At 61.7% G+C, this 25460-nt stretch carries 22 protein-coding genes and 1 tRNA gene; 3 read left to right on the top strand and 20 right to left on the bottom strand.

Features of this window, described 5'->3' with window-relative positions; translation table 11 throughout:
* Positions 1-10: 10 nt before the first annotated feature.
* The gene (locus QX126_RS11125; protein ID WP_315776586.1) at positions 11-316 is read left to right on the top strand and encodes a histone; all 306 of its coding nucleotides are present in this window, start codon (positions 11-13) and stop codon (positions 314-316) included.
* A gap of 236 nt (positions 317-552) precedes the next feature.
* Here the strand turns inward: QX126_RS11125 and QX126_RS11120 are convergent, their stop codons facing one another.
* The gene (locus QX126_RS11120) at positions 553-996 is read right to left on the bottom strand and encodes a hypothetical protein (protein ID WP_315776587.1); all 444 of its coding nucleotides are present in this window, start codon (positions 994-996) and stop codon (positions 553-555) included.
* A 221-nt stretch (positions 997-1217) separates the two neighbouring features.
* Here QX126_RS11120 and QX126_RS11115 point away from each other — a divergent pair, with 221 nt between their 5' ends.
* Both QX126_RS11115 and QX126_RS11110 read left to right on the top strand, forming a co-directional pair.
* On the top strand, positions 1218-1478 hold the full coding sequence (locus QX126_RS11115; protein WP_315737659.1) for a hypothetical protein: 261 nt from the start codon (positions 1218-1220) through the stop codon (positions 1476-1478).
* 116 nt (positions 1479-1594) lie between these two features.
* Positions 1595-1671 (top strand) — tRNA-Arg (locus QX126_RS11110).
* Positions 1672-2312: 641 nt separating this feature from the next.
* Here QX126_RS11110 and QX126_RS11105 read toward each other — a convergent pair.
* The 19 genes from QX126_RS11105 to QX126_RS11015 all read right to left on the bottom strand — a co-directional run bounded on the left by QX126_RS11105 (position 2313) and on the right by QX126_RS11015 (position 25350).
* On the bottom strand, positions 2313-4226 hold the full coding sequence (locus QX126_RS11105; protein WP_315780922.1) for an HAD-IIIC family phosphatase: 1914 nt from the start codon (positions 4224-4226) through the stop codon (positions 2313-2315).
* Positions 4227-4433: 207 nt separating this feature from the next.
* The gene (locus tag QX126_RS11100; protein WP_315780920.1) at positions 4434-6104 is read right to left on the bottom strand and encodes a radical SAM protein; all 1671 of its coding nucleotides are present in this window, start codon (positions 6102-6104) and stop codon (positions 4434-4436) included.
* Positions 6101-6559 carry a MaoC/PaaZ C-terminal domain-containing protein gene (locus QX126_RS11095; protein WP_315780918.1) on the bottom strand — a complete coding sequence of 153 codons (459 nt, stop codon included), beginning with the start codon at positions 6557-6559 and terminating at the stop codon, positions 6101-6103. Before QX126_RS11095 ends, QX126_RS11100 begins: the two co-directional genes overlap by 4 nt.
* A 302-nt stretch (positions 6560-6861) precedes the next feature.
* Complete coding sequence (locus QX126_RS11090; RefSeq protein WP_315780917.1) at positions 6862-7104, bottom strand: acyl carrier protein; 243 nt, start codon at positions 7102-7104, stop codon at positions 6862-6864.
* A 24-nt stretch (positions 7105-7128) separates the two neighbouring features.
* The gene (locus QX126_RS11085) at positions 7129-8331 is read right to left on the bottom strand and encodes a hypothetical protein (protein ID WP_315780914.1); all 1203 of its coding nucleotides are present in this window, start codon (positions 8329-8331) and stop codon (positions 7129-7131) included.
* Positions 8332-8385: 54 nt separating this feature from the next.
* Positions 8386-9948 (bottom strand): MBOAT family O-acyltransferase, encoded by a 1563-nt coding sequence (locus tag QX126_RS11080; protein ID WP_315780912.1) that lies wholly within the window; start codon positions 9946-9948, stop codon positions 8386-8388.
* Positions 9949-10285: 337 nt separating this feature from the next.
* Positions 10286-10726 (bottom strand): hypothetical protein, encoded by a 441-nt coding sequence (locus tag QX126_RS11075; RefSeq protein WP_315780910.1) that lies wholly within the window; start codon positions 10724-10726, stop codon positions 10286-10288.
* 68 nt (positions 10727-10794) lie between these two features.
* Positions 10795-11364, bottom strand: coding sequence for a type II secretion system protein GspM (gene gspM / locus QX126_RS11070; protein ID WP_315780908.1), 570 nt, complete (start codon positions 11362-11364; stop codon positions 10795-10797).
* A complete protein-coding gene (locus QX126_RS11065) occupies positions 11361-12485 on the bottom strand; it encodes a PilN domain-containing protein (protein ID WP_315780907.1) in 1125 nt (374 codons plus the stop codon). The genes gspM and QX126_RS11065 overlap by 4 nt, the downstream gene beginning before the upstream one ends.
* A 35-nt stretch (positions 12486-12520) precedes the next feature.
* On the bottom strand, positions 12521-14296 hold the full coding sequence (locus QX126_RS11060; RefSeq protein WP_315780905.1) for a GspE/PulE family protein: 1776 nt from the start codon (positions 14294-14296) through the stop codon (positions 12521-12523).
* A gap of 10 nt (positions 14297-14306) precedes the next feature.
* Positions 14307-15110 carry a type II secretion system protein GspK gene (locus QX126_RS11055; protein ID WP_315780903.1) on the bottom strand — a complete coding sequence of 268 codons (804 nt, stop codon included), beginning with the start codon at positions 15108-15110 and terminating at the stop codon, positions 14307-14309.
* A gap of 46 nt (positions 15111-15156) precedes the next feature.
* Positions 15157-15831, bottom strand: coding sequence for a prepilin-type N-terminal cleavage/methylation domain-containing protein (locus tag QX126_RS11050; RefSeq protein ID WP_315780902.1), 675 nt, complete (start codon positions 15829-15831; stop codon positions 15157-15159).
* Between the two features lie 9 nt (positions 15832-15840).
* Entirely contained in the window at positions 15841-16272 is a 432-nt protein-coding gene (locus QX126_RS11045) for a type II secretion system protein (protein WP_315780900.1), read from the bottom strand.
* Complete coding sequence (gene gspG / locus QX126_RS11040; protein WP_315780898.1) at positions 16269-16742, bottom strand: type II secretion system major pseudopilin GspG; 474 nt, start codon at positions 16740-16742, stop codon at positions 16269-16271. The genes QX126_RS11045 and gspG overlap by 4 nt, the downstream gene beginning before the upstream one ends.
* Positions 16743-16789: 47 nt before the next feature.
* Complete coding sequence (locus tag QX126_RS11035; protein WP_315780897.1) at positions 16790-17260, bottom strand: GspH/FimT family pseudopilin; 471 nt, start codon at positions 17258-17260, stop codon at positions 16790-16792.
* Positions 17257-18477 (bottom strand): type II secretion system F family protein, encoded by a 1221-nt coding sequence (locus QX126_RS11030; protein ID WP_315780893.1) that lies wholly within the window; start codon positions 18475-18477, stop codon positions 17257-17259. The genes QX126_RS11035 and QX126_RS11030 overlap by 4 nt, the downstream gene beginning before the upstream one ends.
* Positions 18477-20729 (bottom strand): type II secretion system secretin GspD, encoded by a 2253-nt coding sequence (gene gspD, locus QX126_RS11025; protein ID WP_409999095.1) that lies wholly within the window; start codon positions 20727-20729, stop codon positions 18477-18479. Before gspD ends, QX126_RS11030 begins: the two co-directional genes overlap by 1 nt.
* A gap of 505 nt (positions 20730-21234) precedes the next feature.
* Positions 21235-21579 (bottom strand): hypothetical protein, encoded by a 345-nt coding sequence (locus QX126_RS11020; RefSeq protein ID WP_315780889.1) that lies wholly within the window; start codon positions 21577-21579, stop codon positions 21235-21237.
* Positions 21580-21735: 156 nt separating this feature from the next.
* A complete protein-coding gene (locus tag QX126_RS11015) occupies positions 21736-25350 on the bottom strand; it encodes an RHS repeat-associated core domain-containing protein (protein ID WP_409999094.1) in 3615 nt (1204 codons plus the stop codon).
* Between the last annotated feature and the right edge of the window lie 110 nt (positions 25351-25460).

The raw sequence follows: 25460 nt of genomic DNA, 5'->3' as shown, positions 1-25460 counted from the left end.
GGGACCCGATATGGACGACACTCCACTCTCTGATCCGACCGTGACCGAGACCAGCATGCCCGCCGAGGCGCCGAAGGATCCGGTGATCACGACGGCACCTAAGGCCCGGCGAGCGGCCAAGAAGACCGCGAAGAAGACCTCCAAGAAGGCTGCACCCAAGCGGGCCGCCGCCAAGGCCAAGAAGGTCGCGACCAAGAAGTCTGCCAAGAAGACTGTGAAGAAGACCGTGAAGAAGGCGGCCAAGAAAGCTGCGAAGAAGACGGCCAAGAAGGCCACCAAGAAAGCGGCCAAGAAGACGAAGAAGGCCAAGCGCTGATTCTGCTCGGCCCGGCCTGAAGGCAGGCGATCGGCTTGCCCCGGCCGACTCGGCGAAACAATCCAGTGCCCGGTCGTGGGGACAATCTGGCGCTGGATTGTTTCGTGTGGTGTGGTCCGGATGCCGGCCCGGAACCACGATCCGGTGTCCAGGGCATAACGCAGCAAACATGCTGCAACCCGGCGCGACGATCGGAGCCGTCGGAGAGGCCAGCGTCTCGAGGAGGAACGTCGTCCTCACCAGACGTCAGGACAGGGGTCGACGATCTTCCAGAGCTCGATGCCGTTCTTGATCCGCTTCATCTCGGTGGTGAGCCCGCCGTTGCGCCGGATCCAGTCCTTCACCGAATCGGGGTAATAGGACATCAGCTCGGACGTCCCCTCCACGCTGGTGACCTTGATGCCAAACGTGAACGCCTTGTCGTAATAGGCCTGGTGGAAGCCGAGGCTGGCCCTGGGCGTGACGCAGATCCTGTTGAGCGGCACCAAGCCGAAGACGAGCGTACAGGCCGAATTGCAGATGCCGTCGATGATGACGCGCTGATGCGTTTCCCGGATGTGCTTGTACTTGGCCTTGTACTCTTCGATGTAGCCACCATGATCGCGCGTAATGTGCAAATCCGCACGCGCCGGGCTAGCGGCGACCAGCAGGAGCACGACGCTTGGGATCAGGCGATTCATGGATCGGACGGCAAACCCGGTCTTTTCTGGCGCTGTCGCGACAACGCCTCGAGCCCAATGCACGACGGCACTGCCGGACCTTGTCATGGCTCCTTAAGCATGCGGAAAAGGCCAAAATTTTGACGAACTATCGCCTTTTGCGCACCCTTTCCGCCACTTCCGCGTTAGGCTACCGGCCAGACGGCCGGCCTTGACGTCGTTTTCCGGAGAAGAGAAAAGTCATGAGCAAGCTCGCATCCCTCGCCGCCGCCTTGATCGTGTCAACTGCCGCCCTGGTGCCCGCCACGTCCGAGGCACGCAGCCATCATCGGCATCATCGCCACCACTACGGGCTGCCCTACGCCATCAGCTTCCTGCACAATTATGGCCCCGGCCCGCTGCCCGGCACCTTTGCGTTCTATGACGGTCCTTCCACCAACCACTGCTACCAGAGCTCGGCCGCCTATATCGGCCAGGACCGACGCCGGCATCCCTGCTTCTGATGCGATCCGGGGACGCCGAGCCAGCTTCGGCGAACGACCATTCATGCGCGGCGGAGGCTGGCCTTGCCCATCCAAGTCTGGTATCCCGGTGACGCGGGAGATTTGGCCCGCACCGCGCGCTCGTAGCTCAGCTGGATAGAGCATCGGATTTCGATTCCGAGGGTCGGGAGTTCGAATCTCTCCGAGCGCGCCAGGGCTGTCTTCGCAGACCATTGCCCCTTATCGCCGACAATCATCAGAAATCCGAATAAGCGCTGATAAGTCAACACATTAACGCTTCGTTCATCATCGCCCGCCATCGCCGTTCATTGCTGACCATCATTCGCCCTACCGCCCCCTCAGCTGTCCCTCGATTTGAGTTGAGACCCTGAGTTTGATGCGGCGACTGCTCGGCGGCGACACCTGCTCTACGTGGCCAATGAGGGTTATGTTCTCCTGATGCGCAGCCTGCTGGCGGCGCGAACGGGCGGTTACCGAGGGTTCGACCGTCCGGAGGACAGAGCCGAGGTCACCCGGGCTCTTCGTGGCCTTATCGAGCGTATCGTGCTGCGCCCAGCGCCAAGCGTGGCCCAATCGACGCCACGCTTCATGAGGACTAGCGTACCGTGCTGAGCCCGACAACGGCACAAAACGGCGAAAAGGAAGCGTGAACCGAAACTCCCGGACCCCTTTGGCATTAGTGGTCGCGGCGGGCGAGCAACCATCTCAATCGAACCGTCTGCTGAGTGGCTCGGTTATCCAGCTAGCCGCGAATGAGTTCACGCCGCCTAGAGTCCGCGACCTGTGCTCGCGTGGATACAAGTGAGCATTCAGGTGTCTCGACATCGCAGCCAGCTACCGATCGAGCTTCTGCGCAAAATGCACTGCCTGCAAACAACTATCGGCCTTCACGTCTGCGACCCGCTTGATCGTTGTCTCGAGATAGATTGGCGGATTGGCCGAACGAACCCAATCAGTCGCGCCCTCCACGTCGCCAACCTTCTCGAAACCGAGTCGCTGGTAGAGTTGCGCCACGAGTCTGTTCTTCTTGCTCGGCACGTAACGCCCGCGGATCACCTCGCAGCCACGCGCGAGGGCGACGCGCGCGATCTCGTTGGCAATGAACTCTTCCATCGCCCGGCCCAGCACGCGGCAGCTCATGACCCATGTATCAATGACGAGCGCAAGGCCGTCTTGTCGCATCAGCACCACCGAGATCAGGCCATTGTCACCGAAACGATCGCGCAGGGTGAAATGACGGCAGATCCAGTTGCCGTCGGCCTGAAACGCCCTCACCTCGGCTTCGCTGTAGCGCGTGCCGGTCAGATGGAACTGGTTGCTCTTGTTGATCAATTGCGTCGAGCGTGCGAGATACATTCCGTCAGCGCAGCCGACTTCGGCCTCCATCAGCAGGCTCTTCTGGAATTGGGCCTGGTCGGTAAACGATCCCTGAAGTTCGCGACGTTGCGCGTTGGCGCGATAATAGTCGGTGCGCACCGCGTCTTCTTGCGAATAGGCGACCGTCTCGAAATAGCGTTGCCGATGCACGAGCCCGACATATTCCGCGGGATCGTCCGACAATTCGGGGACGGTGACCATCGGCAGATACTGGCGCACCAGGTCACGCTCCACCGGATTATCGTCCACGAACACCATCGAATCGAGGCCTATATTCAAGTTCTCGGCGATCGTGCGGATATTGTCAGCCTTGTTGCTCCAGTTGGCCATGAACTCCGCGACGTCGTCGAGCCTAAGGCGCATATCCGGATGTTGCTCGAACGGCTCCCTTGCATTGGCGACATCGTTCTTGCTACAGACGGCGAGGATGACACCGCGCTGCTTGAGGCTCTTGAAGTAGTTCTGAATTTGGCTGAACGCCTCGCCGGTCGCGCCGTTGCCAAGTTTGATCCCCGCCAGCCCGTCGTCCCCAATCACCCCGCCCCACAACGTGTTATCGAGGTCTAGCACGACGCATTTCTTGGCTTGGCCCTTGATCGCCGCGACCAACCGCGCAAAGGTAAAGCCGACCAGACCCATCGCATCGAACGTCATCGGCTGCTTGGAATGATGCCAGTGCCGATATTCGAACCAACGCGCTTGGCCGTAAAGTGCTGACAGGTGATCATAATCGAAAATGACGACGCCACCCGAGGCGCGGTCGGCGAGCCGGCTGTTGAACTTGCGAATGACCGAGCGCCGGCTCCAGCCGACGGATCCCTCGAAATTGCCGAAAATGTCGATCGCGGGCGTGTCCGCGTTGTTCTGGATGACGAGGGCCGAACAATTCTTACGCACCTCTGCCCAAAGGCCTTCCGCCATGTCTACCTCCGCGGCGACCGCGTCCTCGACGAGGTCGACGGCGCTGCCCGGTGGCATGTCGATCCGCAAATCGCGACCGGTCGTGAAGATCCACACAATCTCCGGCTGAAACGCGTACAGCTCGCCATCTTTGTCAAGAATGGTCGGAACGATGGTATCGAACGGGGCGATGTAGAACTGCGCGGCAAAGCCTTCGCTCGCCAGCCACAAGCGGACCATCTCCGAGACATGATCGACCGTGGCGCTCGACAGAATCGCGATCCTGATCGGCTTCAGGCCGAGCGCATCGCGATCCATCGTGTCGAACACCTTGAGATATTTGCGCAAGGTGACAAAGCTGTCATTTGGATCAATAGCGCTTCGCAAGGTCGCAAAGGCCTCGTGGATATCCCCCCGCCGCGCCTGCGCACAGAAGCTGGCGAAACGGTCGTTCGATCGCGTGCTGTTCATTTCAGATCCGCTCATCGCAAACGTCTGGTCACATGTCCCAGTTCGCCGCCATGTCGCGGTAGCGCTTCCGCGGCAAGCCCGAAACTTGGCAATTCATTGGACCAGTAAGCCGGTTGATCCCAACGCCAAATCTGGCGCCGCTCCCTTAGATCCGGCGCTCCCGCAACGGATCCGCGACCAAGGCCGCTGCACCGTCCGATCCGGTCCTCACGGCCCGAAGACGCTGCTGACGAGTTCGGGGCGGTTGATCACCTGTACCCGTCCCGGCGACCGGTTCTCATGAAGTCGCTTCAGCGAGGCGATGACGTCGTCGTTGTCGCCAAAGTCGCCTGCCAATTGCCTCTTCATGATGGTGTTGATGCCTTCCTGCAATTGCCTGATCTCGCGGAAGTCGTAGCCCTGATCGTACAGATAGGCCATGTACCAGAGGCTGGTGTCGGGATCGACGAAGCAGGCGTTCTTGATCGATTGGAACATTTCGAGCTTGATGCGACCGGCGTCCTCAGAAGACATCGTGTTGTGCTTCCAATTCGCGCCCATACCAGTCAGCCCGAATTCCTCCCGCCTATTGTGAATATCGGTGTGCTCCATGTAATAGAATTCCTTCAGCGAGTAGAACTGGACGCCGCAATTCTCGATGAAGTCCATGTTGTCACGAATGGTCTCATCGGTCTCGCCGGGGAAGCCAAGTACGAAGGCGGATAGCGAGTTGATGTCGTATTTGTTCAACAGCTCGATCCCACGCCGGAAATCGGCGCGCCGCGCCTTCTTGTTCATGTTTTCGAGCACGGTGTCATTGGCGGATTCGACGCCGAGATAGACCCCCTTGCATCCCGAGTCCTTCATCGCGCGTACGATCTCTTCGTCGACATACTGCACACGCAGGAAGGAAAACCACTCGAAATCATACTCCTGGAATATCTTGAGCAGCGCTTTGAAACGGTGCGGCGGCACGTTGAAGGTGTCGTCGATGAAGATGATCCGGTCTATGCCGCCGATGCGCTTCACCGCGTCGAGATGCATTCTGACCTTGTCGCCCGCCAGTGTCTTCCAGCCGCCGGCCGTCGTCGGATAGGAGCAGAAGGCGCAGGAGAACGGACATCCCGACGCCGTCCTGATCTGGACGGTGCGGTTCAGGAACGGCGCGTCCAGCTGGTCCCACAAGGCCGGGCAGTCATCGAGAAGTGGCGTGTTCCATTGCACCGGACCGGCAGAAAAGCTGCCGCGTTCTAAGGTGCAGAGGTTCTTGACCTCGTCAAATCCCCCGCCCTTGCCTCGGGCCAGGAGCAGATCCCGCAGGTCGAACTCCGAATTGAAGGCATGCAGCATGTGCTTGATGCCGTATTTGCGCATCGGCTCCGCCAGATCGGCCGGCGAGCCATTGATGATATAGGAATTCGCGAATGCGCCGCCGACGATGATCTCCATGTCGGGATCGAGCTTTTTGAGCCGTTTGCAGATGCGCCCGATCTCCTTGAAGGTCAGAAAGAAGGTCGATGAGATACCGACGGGGATCTTGCCACCGCTGCTCCGATAGGCCTCCTCGAACAGATCCCAGTCACTATCGATGTTGTTGATGATCTTGGTACGAATCCCGAACGACAGCAGGTAATTCGCAACATGCAGTCCGCTTGCGGATGGGAGGTTCCAGATATTCAGCGACTGCCGGCGGCCGGGATAATCGGACTCAAAATAGTTCGGGCGTCCCGAGATCGCGTTGATGAAATCAAGATGGCCAACGAACTTGCCCTCGTGCCGAACCATTCGTGGGTAGACCAGCGACCGGAACAGATCCAACCGATCGATTGGCAGCGCCGAATACGCGTCGTACTCAACGACGTTCGATTGGCAGATCAATATAAAATCCCAATCCGTCATGATCGGCTCCTGGTAAATCCAACTTGGACCTTGCCCTTGGCAACGCTCATCTGAGTACGCTGGCGAATGACATCAACATTGGCAACGAAGACCTCGGCTGCGCTCGACCATTGCGTAACCGTTGCCTGAATACGGATCGTGTCACCGATATAGAGCGGCTCGATCCATCGAAGATTGATCGATTGCAGGATGCAGTCGAGACCCGGCAGCTGAAGCCCGAACAGCCGTGAGATGAAACCGGCGATCAGCATGCCGTGGACGACACGCGCTTCGAAACCACGCTCCCTGGCCACACCATCGTCCATGTGGATCGGGGACACGTCGCCGGTAAGCGCGGCAAACTGGTCGACATGATGGCGTTCGACGAGCTGTTCGATCTCCGCCGTCAAGCCGACGAAGATATCCTCCGGTCTCAGGCACAGAACCGCGCTCGCGCCGCCGGCAAATTGAGCCATCCCCCGTCCTGTCCATCAGCATTATCAAAGTGCTCGACACTGCTTAGAATGAGGCCGAACACACCCCTAACGTTTGTAAATTACCCGCTTCCGACCAACCGGTCGAGAAGAAACGAACGCCACCTACTCGCAGGGGTCGCATACTGTGGCGCCATCGACACCCGGACAGCCGCCGATGACCGCCCCGCCCCCAATCGCGTTCAGCCAATGCACTCAAAAAGACATAGCCGCCCTACCGCAATTCGAAACGCGAACCGTTCGATCCCGCCCTCTTCCGGTGATAGACGGACCTGCACAGGCAACTAACGTGCCATCTTCTTCTCGAGCAACGCCACCATCGCCGCGACATTCTCGAGATTGCCGATTTCCGAAGCGTTGAGGCGTTGACCGAACTCTTCCTCGACCGCCAGCACCAGCGAGATGTGAGTCACTGAATCCCACTCATCGAGGTCGTCGGCCGTCATCTCGGGGAAGATCTTGATGGTCTCATCGCCGAAGGTCTCGATGAAAACCTTGTTCAAGCGCTCGTAGATTTCAGCCGTCATTTCTGCACTCCGTCCTAAAGGCAATTACTTCACGAAGGTCGATCTGTAGAGATGATAGTGATTGACATAGTCGCTCGCGCGCTTGAGGTCACCCCGCAGACCGGCGATATCCAGCCGCGGCAGCGCGGCATTGAAACCGGCGTTGCCGCTCGCCTCGATCAGGGCGGCAACCATTCCAGCCTCCGATGGATGAGACGTGTCGACGAAGTTTTCGGGATCCTTCGACATGGCAGCACGGCTCAGATCGACGTGGATGATTCCCATCTCGGCGAATCTTCTTTTCATTGTCTCGCTCTCGAAATCGCGCCAAGTGCCCGCGTAGGGTCGATATTCTTCGTTGTGATCCAGGAAATCGACTGTCGGCGCAAAGATTGGAAACTGGATTCCGACCAGCAGGACCCCCTTGGCCTTGGCATCCGCGGCCATTCCCGCCAATTGAGCGAGTTGCTCCTCGTCGGCTTTGGGAGCGCCAGGAATGGCATTAACCAAACCGTTTCTGAAATCAAGCATGACCTGCTTGGCGGTGTCATATTGCGCTAGCTGATAGATCAACGATCCATCCCAACGAAAGCCGGCGCCGGTTCGTGCAGCCGTGACTCCGACCATGGTCAGATCCTCCCGCGGATGCTTCGGATAGCGGCCCGCAAGACACTCCCATACAGCCTCTAAACCGCGACCGCTGGAATCGATCGTCTGACCGATCAAGGAGCCGATGCCTCCGATACGTTCCTCGACACCGTAGCGGAACGTCCCTGCCCGCTTCCCCTCTATCCTCTGGTAGGAATTTGAGAGCTGGAAGTAATCCATCGAGAAGATGACCACGCGGGGATGCGCGACCTCGGTGATCCTGTTGAGGAAGTCGCGCAGCTGCGATACCGTCCAGGCTGTCAGACAGGCGTTGTAGAACTTGTAAGGAATGAACATCGCCGACCGCAGCTGGCTGCAGCGCGAATTTCCGATCGCGATGATTTCAGGCTGCTCGTCGGCAATCCGCTGCAGCTTGAAGGCCGCCCAGTTGCGCGCGTCGGTCGGAAAAAAAACCGCGGGCATGTTGTCCTGTTGCAGGCGAGCAGCGACCGCGGGTGGACGCCCCTCGAGTGTAGCCCACCCCAGATACGCCATCAGCGCGATCTGGATTAGCGCGCACCCCACCACCCAAGCCACGAAACGACGGCCCCGGACCACCGCCGTCCGCTCTTCCAAGTTCGGCGAAACGGACAATTGCATGACTGATCCTGCTGAGCTCATCTGTCGAACAGACATGGCCAATGTTCACTCGGGTCAGAAATGGAAATAGAGCAGCGCGGCGCGATCATTGCTCAGATACGCCAGGGCCGACCAGACAAGCAGGCAGGACACCGAAACCGCCCAGACCGGGGAGAGGGACAACTTGAGCGCCTCGGCCGAAGGAGCGATCTTGGGGTAGCCGCCGCCTTCGAGGACTGGATTGAAACGGGACAGGATTTGGTTGCTGTTCGGCAGCCCCCAGACGATCAAGAAGAGCAGGAGCAGAATGGCTAAGTCGGCGACCGTGAGTGGCATCGTGCCACCTGTGGAGAGAACAGGGTCCGCCAGTTGGGTGGGCCACGCGCCGGTCAGCAGCGTGCCGCCGGTCCACTCGGAGCGTCCCAGCAGCGTACCCAGCATTGCGAACGCCCTACCGGGATTGCTGGCGCGGAAGATTGCCCACCCGGCTGCAACGGAGAAGAAGGTCAGTCCCAGCGCCACCGTAGGCCACCAACTAGTAGCAAGGGCCGCCTTGCGATAGTGCCCGCCGAAGCTTCGCCATGCATGATTCACAACCAATAAGCTGGCATGATACAAGCCAAACATGGCGAACGTCAGATGGTTGCCATGCCAAATTCCCATCAGGAACATCACCAGCGTGGTGGGGTAGGCAATGCGCCAGACGAACTGCTTGGCGGCGCTTGCCTTGGCGCCGATCCGGCGCGCCATGTCCAGGGTGACGGTATTGTAGACGTAGATCGTCAGGAAGCGCGTCAAGGAAACATGCCAGCGCTGCCAGAAATCCACCATGCTGCGCGCCTTGAAAGGCGAGTGGAAGTTGGCTGGCAATTCCACTCCGAGCAACCGCGCGACCCCAATGGCCGCGTCACTGTAGCCCGAAAAGTCGAAATAGACCTGAAATCCATAGGCAATCATGCCGACCCAGGCGCTGGAGGTCGGGATCGGTTGTTTAGCGAGCCACGGGATCATAACCTTATCCGCCACGAGCGCCACCGCCGGCGAGATCACGAGGTTCTTGAACATTCCGATTCCGATCAGCGCCAAGCCGACGGACCAGTCAACGCTGGTCGTGCGGCCAAGCCGATCCTGGCTCGTCAACGCGTCATAGCGGACCAGTGGACCGCACAGAATGCTGGGAAAGAACAAAGCGTAGCTCAGCAAATCCAGCGGAGACTGCGCGATCTTGCCGCCACCGTGAGCGTCCACGAGATATGACACCAGGCGAAAGACGATGAAGGAAAGCCCGATCGGAAAGCCGAGCCCAAGCTCGACAGAATAGGTCGCGCCCAACCCGGCGACGAGCGTGCCGAGATATTTGTAGGCAGCAAGCAGACCAAGATTGAGCGTCAGCCCAAAGACCAAGATTGTCGTCTTACGATGATTTGGCGACAGAACGAACGCTCGCCCCAGTCCCCAATTGATAGCGACGAGACCGAGACAGACTGGCAACCCTTGCGGGTCCAGCTCGTAATAGACAACCGTCGATCCGAGCGCAACGATCGCGCGGCGTGTCTCGAGGCTCCTTGTTAGCCTGAGTGCAATCGCAATCGCCGCGAGAGCTGCAAGAAAAAGGACAAAATAGTCCGAATTGTGCATCGTGCGTTCATTCCCCCCGAGGCGCACTTTACAGTGGCTTATCCTCTAGCCGCCTTGAACGTCGGACACAACTATTCGATGAGGGGCCTTGGGAGGACATAATTCGCTTCTGGGGGCCATAGTCGTGGTCGCTGCCGTTTAGCTTTGCGTTGGATTTATATCGTCGCACGAGTTGCCGGCGCCTCCACTCGTTGCGTGAGTAGGCACATGTCCACAGTTGGGCCTTTTGATCGCCAACGCTTCGCAAGAGAACGGGCGGCCCGATTGAGTTGGCCAATCTACCCCGTCCTGCATACGGCTACCTGACCGCCGTCGATCTCGGGGCCTCGATCGTTATTCAATTCCGCGGATAGAGCTGTAGCTCGATCGTACGGCCGACCTGCTCGATCCGGACACCTGATGCATCGATGGTTTTCACCGTCCAGCCCTGGAACGTGCCTTTTTCATCAACCCAGGAGCCGACTCCGCCACCGGCCTTGCTCAGCAGGTAAGCCTTACTTGCCCGACCCGTTATCATAATACCGCCAACAATGAATCCGGGGTCCGCGGTCACGGCCTGCTGGGGAGGGACAGGAAGAGGCGGTGCGGGGGGAAGCGGAACGAACGGCTCGCGCGACTTGGAGAAGATCGGATGAGCGACGATCTCTGTGTAGGCATCCGTGCGCGGTCGTTCCACATGGCTCGCCATCGAGCGCGGTAGCTCAGCGTTCCACGCAGCACGCTGGGAGCCCACCGTTTCTTCTCCCAATCCCAGTATCACCAATTTCGCTCCGAGCACCAGATTGATCGTGCCCAGGACCGCTAGCACTCCGACCGGCCAAGTTACGCGCCATCTCGCCGGTAGCCTCATTGGATTGCACCATAGACATCGAGCTGCGCCTGAAGCATCGGCTCTTCGGCCGCGCCCTGTCGCAGGGCGGGTCCGCTCTTCAGCGTCGCGCTGAATATGAACAAGTAGGGCTTCGCGCTCTCGACGGCATGGACCACGTGCATCACCGATGGCAACGGCCCCGAAAGATCGACCCGCACCCCACAATACCTGATCCGATCCACCGTCCGGCTGGGCAACGATTGGATGGCGCGGGACTGGGCCCCCGAACTACCCAAGATCGTCTTCAATTTCGTCTGCAGATCGGCCGAGATCACGTTGTCACTGGCGCCGGTCAGAAACTCGCCACTCTGAAACTGCAACTCCGTTTCGGCCGAGAGCGCCTCGACAGCCGATGCCTGCGCCGCGATCGCCCTCAGCCTTCCCAGCAACAGCCGTTGATCCTCCATGCGGGTCTCGCGCTCGGCGAACATCTTATCGATCGGCACGACGATCACCCAAATCGCAAGGCCCAGCGTGGCAAAATTTCCGAGGACGAACAGGCTGCGACGTGCGAGCTGAGCATCGAGCTTAAAAGAGACCTTCATTGTGCCGCCTCCTTGAGTGCGTCAGGCAGCCGAATCTTGACCTGAAGCGAAAAGCGCTCCCGGCCTTCGATTGGATCCATTGCGACCGGTGATGTCAGCGTGGCGTCGATGAAGAATTTCGACCTGTCGAGAATGCTGACGAGGCTAGGCGCTGCAGCGGAGAACCCCGTCAATGCGACCGTCGCGCTGCGGGAGCCGCCCCCCTCGATAAGCCGCAACTCGGTCAGCCAGGAGTGTTTTGGCAGAAGCCGTGTGGTTTCGTCCCAGACGTCGATCAGTCCTGGCGACTCGCTCCGCTGCAGGCGAAGCCGCACCAGCGCTGTTTGCCGCTCCCGCAATTGATCGACCACCGAACGGACGCGCTCTGCGTTCCGGCGCGCGATCGCGATATCGGCCTCTAACCGATCCAGCGCAGTCTGTTGCCGGGCATAGGTCATGCCCGCGAGGCCCGCCCCGAGGAGAATGGTCGTGCAACAGAGCGCCGCGATTGCGATCCGGTACGAATTGCGGACTTCAGCCTTGCGGGCCAGCCGGATCGAAGGTGCCCCTTCATCGTCGCCGAAGACGGCGAACGCGATCTGCTCGACCGGAAGCCCGAGCTCATCGGTGGCCTGCTGCACACGCCCTCGTCGGGTGACCCATTGCCGAACGGCAACGCGGCCGTCTGGAGATGCGCCCGCTACATGGTCAGAATAGATGTCCTGCATCTTGAAGGGCGTCCGGCGCAGCAGATCCTGCGGCACGATGGTATCGATCGAATCGCGGGCTTCAGACGGGAGCACGATGTCGCGGCGAAAGACGTCCTGTTCAGGCAATCGCAAGCCGAGATCGACGTCGCGCCGGTCAAGGCCGTAACGCTTCATGATGGCCTCGATCACAGCCATCACCCCTGCTTCATCCGAAGTCTCCGAGACGTCGATCCCAGATCCTGGATCGATCAGCCGAGCCGTGACACCCGAAGCGCAGCCGTTGACCACGATCCTCGGTCTGCCGCCGGAGGTCAGCGGGGCCGCCATCCGTTGCGGCAGCAGATTGACGAATTCCCCGCACCACCAGCTGACAGCCAACAGCGCCAGCTCGCGCAGACGAGCCGCACGGACCGTCGTTAGCAGCTTTCCCATGTCCCTGCCCTCCAGCATTGCCGCACTCGCTGCCCTCATCCCATACGAGTCGCGCGCAGGACCTCGTCGATCGTAGTTTCGCCGCGCCAGACCTTTCGAACGCCCATCTCGTACATGCTCTGCATCCCCCGCTCGCGGGCCGCGCGTTCGATTGCCGTATCCGCGGCTTTCGCCAGGATCAGACTTTGACATTCGTCATCGACAACCAGCATCTCTGCGATCGTCGAACGGCCGGAGAATCCGACTTGGCCGCAATCCGCACAGCCCTGCGGCTGGCGGACATCTGGCTCACCAAGCGCACGAACCTGCGTAACGGACCGTTCGAAGCTCTCGGCCCAATAGCTCACTTGCGGATGACCACAAGAACAACGCCGGCAGAGCTTGCGCACGAGACGCTGCGCGATCACGCCCTTCAGCGTCGACGCCAGCAGATAGTTCTCGACGCCGATATCGATAAGGCGCGTGATCGCGGATGCGGCGTTGTTGGTATGCAGCGTCGAAAGGACGAGATGCCCCGTCAGGGACGCCTGAATGGCGATGCGTGCCGTTTCGAGATCGCGGATCTCACCGATCATGATGATGTCCGGATCCTGCCTGAGCATCGACCGCAGCGCATGAGGAAACGTCAGCCCGATCTCCGATTGGACCTGCACCTGGTTGATACCAGACATCTGGTACTCGATCGGATCTTCCACCGAGAAGATCTTGCGCTCGGTGTTGTTCAGCGCTTTCAGCGCAGTATACAAAGTCGTCGTCTTGCCGCTGCCGGTCGGCCCCGTGACCAGGATGATGCCGTTGGGTTGTTGCAGGAGCGCATGGAGCGTGGCGATATGCTCGTCTGAGAATCCGAGCTCGGCAAAGTCCAGGCTCACGCGATTGCGGTCGAGCACGCGCAGCACGACGCTTTCGCCGAAAGCGGTCGGAATCGTGGAGACTCGGAAATCGATGTCGATGCCGCGAACCGCGATCTTGATGCGTCCGTCCTGAGGTAGCCGGCGCTCGGCAATGTCGAGCTTCGACATGATTTTCACGCGCGAGGTGATCGCCGGGCGTAGATCCGCTGCGAGCACCTGGACCGAGCGCAACACGCCGTCGATCCGATAGCGGACGAGCACCTGATCGACGTTGGGCTCGATGTGGATGTCCGATGCGCGCGCCTCGACGGCGTTGGCAATGATCTGGTTCACCAAACGGATGATCGGCGCCTCGCTCGCCAGGTCACGCAGCCGCTGAACGTCTGCTTCGTTGGCCTCGACGCCGACGACGACATGCGTAGCGTCGTGGCTCGAACGGATCGGATAGAGCGCGCCGCAGACCTGGTCGAAATCAGCAGCCGTAAACAGGCGCATTTCGACAGAGAGTCCTGTCAGGAATGCGAGCGCCCTGACAGGGTCGTGGTTGAACGGATCCGTCACGCCAAGTATTAGCCGACCGACTGTGCTCTGGAGCGGTAGCACCCGATTGTGGCGCACGAACTCCGCTTCGACCAGCTCGGGTAAGACAGGCTCGATCGGAACTTCGTCTGGACGTACCAGACCGAGAGCCAGGAACTTCGCTAGCGCTGCGACCAGGTCCATCTCCGACACGAGACCGAGCTTGGTCAGCACCGTGTCGAGCCGGTCGCCGGTCGTCTGCGCCGCCCGACCCGCACGATCGAGGCTCATGCGGTCAACGACGTTTTCCGCTAGCAGAAACGCGCCGAACCGTTGCAGTAGCTCGGCCCTGTCGATTTCATGCACGGAGTGCAGGGGCGCAGCGCGCGGCGCGCGAGCACTTTCAGCAGAAGCACCGCTCTGGAGCGTCACGATCATCCTACATCCGTCATTTCGTTTTCCAGCTCAGCACCCAATACGGCTGCCACGGGTTCTCCGTCAGGCGAACCGCGACATCGGCCGAGACCGTGCGCGAGCCGTAAGAGAACTCGGTCCTTATCGCGAAGGCGCGACCGCGCAATACGATCGCGGGATCATCTGCGAACAGCACGGATCTGGCTTCGGCGGTCTCGCGCGCAGCCACAGTCGCCTCGGCGCTCTCTCCGCTCATGTTGGGCAAAGCGCGCAGCACCTCGCGGGGCGCAAGCTGCGGATCGACAAATTTCCGCCCCGAATAGACCGTGAGCGCAGGCGCAATCCGCGCAAAGATCGCGGGCGTCATATCCATGACCAACAGCAGCTCATCGACACTCTGGAACGGACCGTTGCGGGGATGATAAGCGGCGTTGCGCGAGGCATAGTCCCGGTCCTTGGCGCCGTTCAGGTGCTTCAGCGCGGTCGTCGTCCGCCAATCGACGATCTTGTCGGTCAGGCTACTCGCGACCTGTGCGTCCAGCCCTACGGATTGCAGCAGGTTGTTCAGCATGGCCTCGTCGGTCTGGTTGAGGTCGATCCTCCCCAGTTCGTCCTGAACCCTGATGCCGATCAGCGTCCCGTTGAAATCGAGCTTGTAAAGCCTGCCGTCGGCGCGCCAGCGGCGCTCTGCCTTTGGATCGAGCAGCCCGTCGATCGCCGCGTTGACGCCGGCTTCGACGAGCGCATTCAGACCGGCCTGCTCGATGCCGTTATGAGCCAGACTGTACGGCACGCTGCTCGACCATGATAGCGACAGCGACACCACCGTCAGCAGCATGAGTCCCCAGAGAACGGATATGACCGGCATGGCGCTATCCTCCCCGCTACCGCCCGCGACAGCGCATCGTGAGCGCGTCATAGACGCAACTCACATCTGCCTGCACGCGCGGCGCGATCACGAGCTCAGGCCAGGTTTGTCCGTCGCCAGGACGCATGAGGACCCGAAGACGGATAAGAGCCGGGATGTCGGTCTGCTCCTGCCAGCTGGTGCGCCAGCCCGCGTTGTCGGCCCCTGTCCCTCGTCCGGCATAGCTGAACTCCACCCGATCGATATTGGAGACCAGCAGCGTCCGCTCGGAGTCCTGCTTCAACGCCAGTTCGGGGCGTGATTGCAGGACGAGATCGACCCGGTCCAGCTTGCGGTCGGCGAAGAGCTTGAACCGGCTGTGGCCCGCGCCGCCGGCCACAGCCGGCGCGTCGCCGAGAAATTCGAGGCTCTCAGCCTGGCCGTCGAAATCGATCCGGCGCTGTGCGGCATCTTCTCCGAGCATCATCGGATAGAGATTCCCGATCAGCCGCCGCATAACATCCTGGGCCGCAAGCTCGCGCTGGAACGCTTCCGCGCGAGCGCTGCCGCTGAGCCAAGCCTGCAGGCCGAACTTGACGTTGTCGAACAGCAGAACGGCGAGCAGGCTGAACAGCGCGAGCGCGACCAGGACTTCGACCAGGGTGAAGCCTGCGTCACGATCATCCAGTCCTGCGGCTTCCGACGACGTCATCAGCATGGCTCACGGGGACTTGGTGGCTCTGGGTCCGAGACGCAGCGTCGAGAGCGCGAAAGAGCGCGGGTCCTGCCCTTCCAGCCAGCCGACCTGGACGGAGACCTGATACAGTTCGACTGTGCGCACGTCTCCGCCCTGCACCGGACGATAGGGCTGCATCGTGAGGCGCCACTGATAGCCATTCGCCTCCGTGCCGGCGCGCGCCTCGGTGCGCAGCGGAATCACGGGGCCGACCTGTGCCAACACGGATTGCGCCAGCGACACAGCCCCTGCCAGACGTTCGGCCATTCCCGTTCGCAAAAGCCCAGTCGAGAATAGGCTCATCACCAGGGTCAGGCCGAGCGACAGCATGGCGAGCGCAACGATGACCTCCACCAGGGTGAAGCCGGCCTCGCCGTCGTCAACCGCTGATGTCATCGCTGTCCCGATGGACGTCATGGCTGCCAGCTCGTCACATTGGCATTGGTGGAGGTCTCGTCCTCGCGGCCGTCGGGCCCGAGCGAGACGATGTCGTAGGCACCGTGCTGCCCTGGGAATTTGTAGACATAGGGCCGCCCCCACGGATCGTTCGGAACCAAGGTGCCACTGAGATAGGGCCCGTTCCAGGTGGCCGCGGTGGCTGGCTTCTGCACGAGCGCGCCGAGCCCTTCGGCCGAGGTCGGATAGCGGCCATTGTCGAGATGATAGAGATCGAGCGCCGACGACAGGCTGCGGATCTGGATCCGCGCCGTCTTGAGCTTGGAGTCGGAGAGATAGCTCAGCACCCGCGGCCCCACCAAACCCATGATGAGGCCAATGATCGTGATGACGACCAGCATTTCGACCAGGGTGAACCCCGCCTCGCTCTCAGCGCCCCTGCGCGAGCGGGCCTGGCGGAGACCGCGCCACGCCACAACACGCCGCCTCATGACGTCACTCATTGCCTGACATTTCAGCATCAGTGCCTCCCTTCCCCTCAACATGCTGCCGCCGTGCGCACCGTCCCCGTCAGCCACCCGACGCAGAGCCGCACCTCGCGTCCGCCAAGCTCCAGGCTGAGATCGCCGCCGGTCGACGAGCCGTCCGGAAAGAAGCGGAAGCCGCCCACCGCCGGCTCCGATTGCGTGGCGGCCGCATAGGTCAGCTTCGCCTGGATCTGCGGCGCAAACGAGCGCGGCGGGACCACCTCGGAGCCAAACGTGCGGCGGTCGACATCCACGCTGAGTGTCATCACCCGGTTCTGCACGATCGCAGCAGAGCGCGTCGCGCGTAGCGCTGACGCGAGTTCGCCGGTCGCGGCGTCGAGGCTCACAGCGCCGGCGCCGCGCGACAGCAGCGGCACCGCGGCGGCCGCAGCCAGCGCGAGGATGACCAGCACGGCCAGCACCTCGACCAGCGTGAAGCCCGCGCTCGTTCCGTCCTGCCACTCGGTCGTCAGCGCACTCATCGGCCGGCCAGATCGTTGATGCTGAGGACGGCCGTCATGACGGGCATGATCAGCGCGCCGATGATGAGCGCGATGCCGACCGTCATCGCCGGCGTCAGCGCCGCCATGAAGCGATCGACATTCGTCTGGAGCTGCTTCTCTAGCATCTGCGCGACGCGCAGCAGCATGCGGTCGAGCTTGCCCGCCTCCTCGCCGACCGCGATCATCTGCAGCGCGACCGCAGGCAGCGCGACCTCGGTGCGCAGCGCGCGGTGCAGCGCCGTGCCCTGCTGGACCTTCTCGATCGCCTGGTCCATGCCCGCGCGGAGATGGCGGTTGCCGACGACGTCGCTCGCCGATTTCGTGGCGGATATTAGCGGCACGCCGGCCATCAGCATCGTGCCGAGCGTGCGGGCGAATCGCGCGGTGTCCTGCTGCAGCAGAAAGCCGCCGAGCAGCGGCAGCCGCAGCACGAGCCGGTCAAGGCGCCGGCGGCGGCCGGCATCGGCCATGGTGAATGCAACGACGGCGCCGAGGAGCGCAACGGCCGCAAGGCTGCCGACCACGATCTCGAGCCAGTGCTCGTTGAGCGCCAGCATCAGCTGGATGGTCAGCGGCACCGGCTTTCCGCTCTGGGTGAAGATCGGCGCCATCGACGGGATCACGCCGCCGACGATGATTGCCAGCGTGACGAGGCTCAGCACGATCAGCATCGACGGATAGATCAGCGCCGACTGGATGCGCGCGCGGATCTCCGCCCGCCGCTCCAAGAGCTCGGCGAGCTCAGTCATCACCTGCGCCAGCCGGCCGCCGCTCTCGCCAGCGCGCACGACAGCGACATAGTCGGCGGGAAACACAAGCGGCTGCGCCTGCATCGCCTCCGACAATGGGCGGCCATTGAGGACGTCGGCAAGCAGCGCCTCGACCAGGGTGCGCAGCCGCACGGCCGAGGCCTGCGTCTGCACGATGCGCAAGGCATCGTCCATCGGGATGTCGGCGGCGCAGAGCGTGGAGAATTCGCGGGTGAACGCCAGCAGGTCGCGATGGCCCGCGCCGTTGCCGAACGTGATCTCTCGGTTCCACCATGCCGTGCCGGCGCTGTCGGCGGCCTGCATCTGAAACGGCGACAGCCCCTGCGCCCACAGCGCAGCATCCGCGGCCGCAGCCGAGGCAGCCTCGATCGTCCCCTCCGCGAAGGAGCCGTCGGTGCCGTAGGCGCGGTAGCGGAAGCGCGGCATCAGTCGAGGATCCTGCGTCCGGTGTCCTCGACGCGCCGCCGCGCCGGCGGACGGCGATGCGGGCCCTCGATCGCCATGAAGTGGCGGTACTCCTCGGTCACGCTGCGCGCCTCGTCGAGGCTGCGCATCACATGCGGCCGGATCAGGATGATCAGCTCGGTCTTGCCGATGACGTTGTCGCGGCTGCCGGCGAAATTGCCGATGAACGGGATGTCGCCGATGATCGGCAGCTGGCTGCGGCCGGTGGTGCGGCCCTCCTGGATCAGCCCACCCAGCACCAGCGCGTCGTTGTCGTTCACGACCACCGATGTCCTGATCTTGCGCTGCCGGATGGTCGGCGAATCGATGTTCGACGACGTTGTCGGCGCCACGCTCGACACCTCCTGCTCGATGTCGAGCAGCACGCGGCCACTTTCATTGATGCGCGGGATGATCGACAGGATCACGCCGGTGTCCTTGTAGCTCACGGAATTGACAATTGGCGCGCCGGGCGTCAACGTGCCGGTCGCCGACTGCGTCGTAATCGGCACCTGGTCGCCGATCTGCAGCACCGCCGGCCTGTTGTCCATCACGGTCAACGACGGCGAGGACACGATGTTGACGTTGGTGATCTGGTTCAGCGTGTCGATCGTGGCGGCGATGTTGGCCGCGGTCAGCGCGTAGGAAAATCCGGGAAACACCGAGCTGACGGCGCCGGAGGCCGCTTCCGTCAGGGTGAATTTCGAGCTGTGCTTCCGCATGTACCATTGCACGCCGAAGCGCAGCTCGTCGTTGAGCGTGACCTCGGCGATCGTGGCCTCGATCAGCACCTGGTTCGGCATCTGGTCGAGCCGCTCGATCACCTGCAGCACGCGCTTGTAATCGGCATTCGCTGCCTCGATCAGGATCGCGTTCTTGGCCTCGTCGGCGACGATGCGCAACCGCGGCCCATCGGCATCGCTGTCACGGCCCGACGGCGCGGCCGCTGCCGCCGCCGGCGTGACGCTGGGCGCGGACGTGGCCGGCGCCGAGGTCCGCAATCCACCCATCCCGCCGCTGGACGAGCCGAGGCCGCCGGTGAAGCCCGCTGACGATGATCCGGAGAAGCCGCCGCTGGACGCTGCCGGCTGCGACTGCACCGTCGCCTCCTGATAGTTCGGCGCCACCGTGCGCCGCGCGGACGCCGTCTGCGTATCGGTCGGGAACATCGACTGCAGCACGTCGACCAGCTCCTGCGCGCGCCGGTTCTGCACCGCGTAGGTGAAGAGCTGCTTCTCGCTGCCTTGCGCCTGCGCGTCGAGCTTGCGGATCCAGGTCTCGGCGCGGCGCAGATACTGGACCTGCGGCGAGATCACCAGGATCGAGCGCAGCCGCTTGTTGGGCACGAACTGCACCATGCCGGCCATCGGCCCGTCGCGATCGGAGGCGAACACGCTCTTGAGCTCGGTCGCGATGGCGTCCGGCGCCGAGGTCTTGACCGGGATCAACGCGAACGACATGCCCTTCATGGTGTCGACGTCGAACAGCGCAATCGCATCCATCATCGCCGCGATCTCCTGGCGATTGCCCGACAGCGTAATCAGGTTGCGCGCATCGTCGACCCGCACGACGCCGCCCCGCGGCGCGATCGGCTCGACGACCCGCCGGATCTCGGACGCGGAGACATATTTCAGCTGCACCACCTGCAGCCCGCTGCCGACCATCTCGCTCGTATCCGGCACCTCGTCGGTGCGATACGCTGATGAAACCGCTGTCTGGTCGGCGGCCACGATGCGATAGATGCCGCGATTGTTGACAACAGCCGCATTGTTGGCGCGCAGCGCCGCCTGGAACAGATCGATCACCGCCGCCCGCGCCACCGGCTTCGGCGTCTGAATCGTGATCCGCCCCTCGATGCCCGGATCAACCGTGTATTTGACGCCGAGAATGTCGCCCAGCACCGTCTTCGCCGCCTGCGGCGCCGGCACGTTGACGAGGTTGATGGTCACGCCGTCGGCGACATCATCGGAGCCCCGAGACACCGCCCCCGTCGGCGACTCGCCGACGAAGCGCCCGGTGCCCTCGACCATGCTCACCGGCCCACCTTTGTTGTCATCGAGCAGCGGCGAGCCGGACAGCTTGCCCGCACGCGTACTCCCCGCCGGCGTCCGCATGGCGGCCTGCGCCTGACTGGCCGCTCCGGCATCCGCAGCGCTTGTGTTCCAGGCGAACGACGACGTGCCCTCCTCCACCGTCTGGCACGCCGACAGCGCCAGCGCGACGGGAAGCGCAATCAACTGAATTCTGCGAACTCCGCCGCGCAACGCCATCACCCCGACTTCGAGCAGCTCAGCCGCTCAACGACTAACAACTTCAGTCTAAGGGGTTTCGGTCGCGAGGGATAACAAATGCTGTATGTACGGCCGAGTCATGCACACTCTTTGCTGCAACACTTTGCAACGACGCCAGACCGACACAACCATCAATTGCACGGAATGAGCATCGGCTCGCCCCTCGGTTCCGCCCATCACTTTCCTGCCACAAGGGGCGTCCGAACGATCGTCACCCCTTGTGAGACGCTTTAGCCAACTAACTAATTATGTGCACTGTCACCGCAATCCCGATGCAGCAGTTTGGTGCGCCGTCACCGCAGTTCCCATTGATGCGGGCAGCTTAGATCGCCGCCGGATCGCGGAGTTCTTCACCGGGGGCATTCTCAAAAGATTCAGACGCAAAGCAATCAGTCCAGCACTGTCACCGCAATTCTGATAAAACTTGCCCTCAGGCGGCCGGGACAAATTATTGCTTATCCACGCTCGGGGTATTTGGCGCGCTAGATCCCTTTTCGTTTTTCACATCTAAACATCCATAGACCGCAATTTGCGCCTCCTTCGAGATGGACGCTTTGTGAAAGCAATCAGAAAGGTCCGGATCTGGCTTCAATTCCATCCAGCCCCACTTGTATATATCGGAAAGCCTTTGCATGGCAGGTAGCCAACCGCCTCTTGCTGACGCCCGCAACCATCGAAGGCTAAGCACCCGCTGCTCATCGATTGACGCCACCGAAACGAGCCCTGAGGTCAAAAGGATAGAAAGATCAAACGCCGACTTCGCGTCACCCTTCTCGGCAAGCTTCAGCAGCATAATATACACATCGTCGTACCTCTTAGCCCGCGCCGCGGACTCAATAGTCGTTAGGTCTATTTCTTTGCCCGACTCTGCGCAAAGCGCGATAGTCGAGGATAGCAATAACAGAGCGATCCCCGATACAGCTCGACATACCATGGTTCTTCTCTCTTCTCATCGACCGAACGGAAGTACCTTCTGATAATCTTGGAGCGTAGGAGGAGGACTATTTTGCGCGGAGGCCGGAACAGCGTTGAACCCTCGAAGCGAAAAGTAGTCTCTGACGATTTCCGCTTGCTGCTCAATCCCATAAGACCGAAACGCCACGCTCGTATCTAAAGTATACTTATAGGATGGGCTCGAAAAGAGCCATGGACCCGCCAGATCGATACCCTGATAGTACTGCCAAACGTGTGTCATTTCGTGAATAAAAAACCCTTGGAGAAATGCGGTCGAAGCAGAGAAGTCATCGCGATACCATCCCATTTCGGATGGAATATACATGTTTCCGTTCGGCGTCATCGTGACATCATCAGACTGAAAGGGGATCCACTTTCCAAGATGAATTCTGACGTTACCGTAGTCTATCTCATCTCCAAAAATTGATTTCGCAAGATCGATTTCTCCGGGTGTCAGCCCACGGCTTTCTCCGGCCTTTATCGCCGCATTGAAAAGATATCCAAATGCCCCGGTAACAGCTCCGTTCGCGAATTTGCCGCCACCAGCTACCGAAGCAAGTCCGCCGGCAACCGCTGAGACAATCGTCCCCCCTATACGATCACCGATGTTTTCCTGTGGATGCTGAAATACCGAGCTTGTCAACGGCGACAAAGCCGACCCGACTGCACCTGACAAAGCGCCCGACTTACAATCGCCTCCAGATGCTGCCGAAGACGCACAGCCAACCAGAGCATGTCCGGCGACATTTGCGAAGTACTTGTCCGTTCCGAAATTGGGCTGGTGCCCTGTCAGATCACCCACGCCATAGAAGGCCGCAGCGGTGACGCCAGCTATAAGCCCTGCTTTTAGCACCTGCCCCAGATTGCCCCCTGACAGCCCGGTCGCGATCATAGCGCCGCCGGCGGCGGAGGCGACGGCGAGCGACATGCCGGCGAAGCCGAGCCCAGGAAGAGCCCAATTGAGCAGAATTGTCGCGCCTATCTGCAGGATCGACCTGGCGAGGGCGTTGGTCTGGAAGAAGTGCGTGACCGATTTCCAGGCGCCGCTCACCGCCTTGCCGATCGCGTTCCAGAAGCAGCCGAGGAAGCAGTGGCCGGACGGATCCGTGAAGGTCAGCGGGTCGTTGCCGACATAGGAGTAGCGGTTCCAGCCCTGGGTGCTGAACGGGCTCTCCGTCATGCTGTCAGGACTGGTGAAGCGCGCGAGCAGCGGATCGTAGACGCGGCCGTTCATGTGGACGAGGCCGGCAACCGACAGCTCTTCGTGGTCGGTGAAGCCCCGGGTGGTCTGGCTGGTGATGCTGCCGGTGGTGTCGTCGGTGCCGTCGACGTTGCGGCGCTTCCCCCAGGCGTCGTAGCTGAGACGCTCGACCAGCAGGCCGTTCTGGTCCGAGATCGCCGAGATCGAGCCGAGATGATCGGTGTGGAAGTAGCGCGTGGTGACCGTCGTACTGCCGCCCGACGTCTGCGCCACCCGCATGCCGACCCTGGCGTTGCCGACCAGCAGAAAATCGGTCCATTTCTGCGTCACGGTACCGGGGTTCTGCACCTCGGCCGCAACCCCGAACGCGGCGATATAGAGCGTCGTGCCCTCCGGGGTCACCTGCTTGAAGCGTTGGTGGTCGGTGTCGTCGACGAAGGAGATCGTCCGCGCGCCCTGCGTGATGCTCGCCGGCTTGTTGTAGGAGGTGTAGACGATGCTGCGGCCGAGGCCGGAGGTCTGGTTGCCGTTGGCGTCATAGGTGAACGTAGCGCTGATCGTGCCGGAGACGCCGGTCACGGCATGCGGTAGCGGCTGACCGGCCGCAGGATAGGTGTAGGTGCCGACATCCGACTTCGACAGGATGTTGCCGATCGGGCTATACGAGAACGTCTTGACCAGCGGCGTCGTGTCGACATTGGTGGTCGAACTCGTCAGCCGGCTAAGCGCGTCATAGGCGAAGGTCTCGCTGACACTTGTGTTGGCGTCGCTGCGCGAAGTCAGATTGCCGAGGCGGTCATAGCCGAAACTCTGGTTTTGCACGGCATTGTTGACGCCGGTGGCGATGCTGGTCAGGCGGCCCGTGAGCGGGTCGAAGCCTCTGATGGTGCTGAGGCCGTTGCCGGCGGTCTGCTGGGTGATGTGCCCCTCGGCATCCATCGCATAGGCCGCCCAGTACGACTGGCTGGAGGCGTCGTCCTGAAGCTGGTTGGCGAAGCCGAGATTGTTGTAGCCGTAGCGGGCGGTGAAGCCGGAGGGATAGCTGACCTTGGTCAGCCGGCTGTTGGCGTCGTAGACCGCGCCCATCGTATAGGTCGCGCCATCGACCGTGGTCGCGACCTGCAACGGGCGGCCGAGGCTGTCATAGCTGACGCTGCGGGCAAAGCCGTTACCGGAGCCTGAGGTGATGCCGGTCGAGGCCAGCTTACCGATGCCGTTGGCGGCGGTGTCGTAGACCCACACCGAGGTCATGTCCGGCTCGATCCGCTGCACCATGCGGCCCAGAATGTCGTAGCTCAGGCTGACGACCTGCCCCTTGGCGTCGGTCTGCGTCGTCAGCTGCCCTAGCGTGTTGTAGCTGTAGCTCCAGACGCCGAGATCCGGATCGGAGCTCGCGATCTTGCGGCCGCGCAGGTCGTAGGTCGCAGTGACGACGTTGCCGACGGGATCGGTGGTCTGCACCATGTTGCCGACCGCGTCATAGGCGGCGGTCAGCGTCTTGCCCATCGCGTCGGTCACCGACACGACCTGGCTCTGGCTGTTCTTGGTCGTCGTCCGCGTCTGGCCCAGCGGGTTAGTCTCGACCGTGGTCAGGCCGTGATAGGCCATCTGCGACACGCTGCCGTCCGGCTGCGTGGTCGTTACTGCACGTCCCAACGTATCGTAAGTGAAGGTCGTGTAGCGCGGCGTGCCGCCGTTCAGGAAGTATGGCCGGCTGGTCTGCGTCACCCGCCCGAGCGCGTCATAGGTTTTCGTCGCCTGGATGACGCTGCCATCAAAGCCCTGGGTCTGGCGCCCGATCTCGCGCTCGAGCGAATCATAGAACAGCGTCGCCGGAGGCGCGATTACCGTGGTGCCGTCGGCGGCATATGATGTCTCCTGGACCAGGTAGCTCGCGCCCGAGAGGCAGGTGGCTGCGCCGCCGTTGACGCCGCTGCAGAACTGATACAGCCAGCGCGTGATCGTGCCATCGGGCCGCACCTCCTGGATCTTTCGGCCGAACGAATCGTAGCTCCAGGTCGTGGTCAGCCCGTTCGGTCCGGTGTGGCTAGTCGGCTGGCCGAAGCGTGCGTCATATTGAAAGCTCTCGCTCTGCCCCAGCGCGTTGCTGTTGGAGGTCGCGAACTCTCCCCGCGCGTCATAGGTGCTTGAGCTTGAGCGGCTGACGATGTCGGCGCCACTCACGGTCACTGACTGCTTATGCCCGAACGCATCATAGACATAGTCGGTCTGCAGCCGCAGCGCCGGCGTATCCGGCTCCACCACCTCTTGGGTGAGAAGGCCTGAAGCGGCGTCGTAAGCGAACGACGAGGTTCGCGTGATGCTGCTCGCTCCCCATGCCGGACCAGCCAGCGCCAGGGCAACCACCGCCGCGACCTGCGGCAACACAGTTCTGATCGAGATCGTCATGGCGCCAAGCCCCCAAGTCGCCGAATGAAGCTGCTGAGACTGACCGGTCAGCCCCTGACCGGCGCAACGCAGGACACAGTTTCCCCGGTGGCGTGGGCCAACCCACGCCA

The organism is Bradyrhizobium sp. SZCCHNPS1003, from assembly GCF_032381555.1.
Classification (GTDB): Bacteria; Pseudomonadota; Alphaproteobacteria; order Rhizobiales; family Xanthobacteraceae; genus Bradyrhizobium.
Note: the sequence above shows the minus strand (reverse complement) of the source record. Positions and strands in the feature narration are given on the sequence as shown.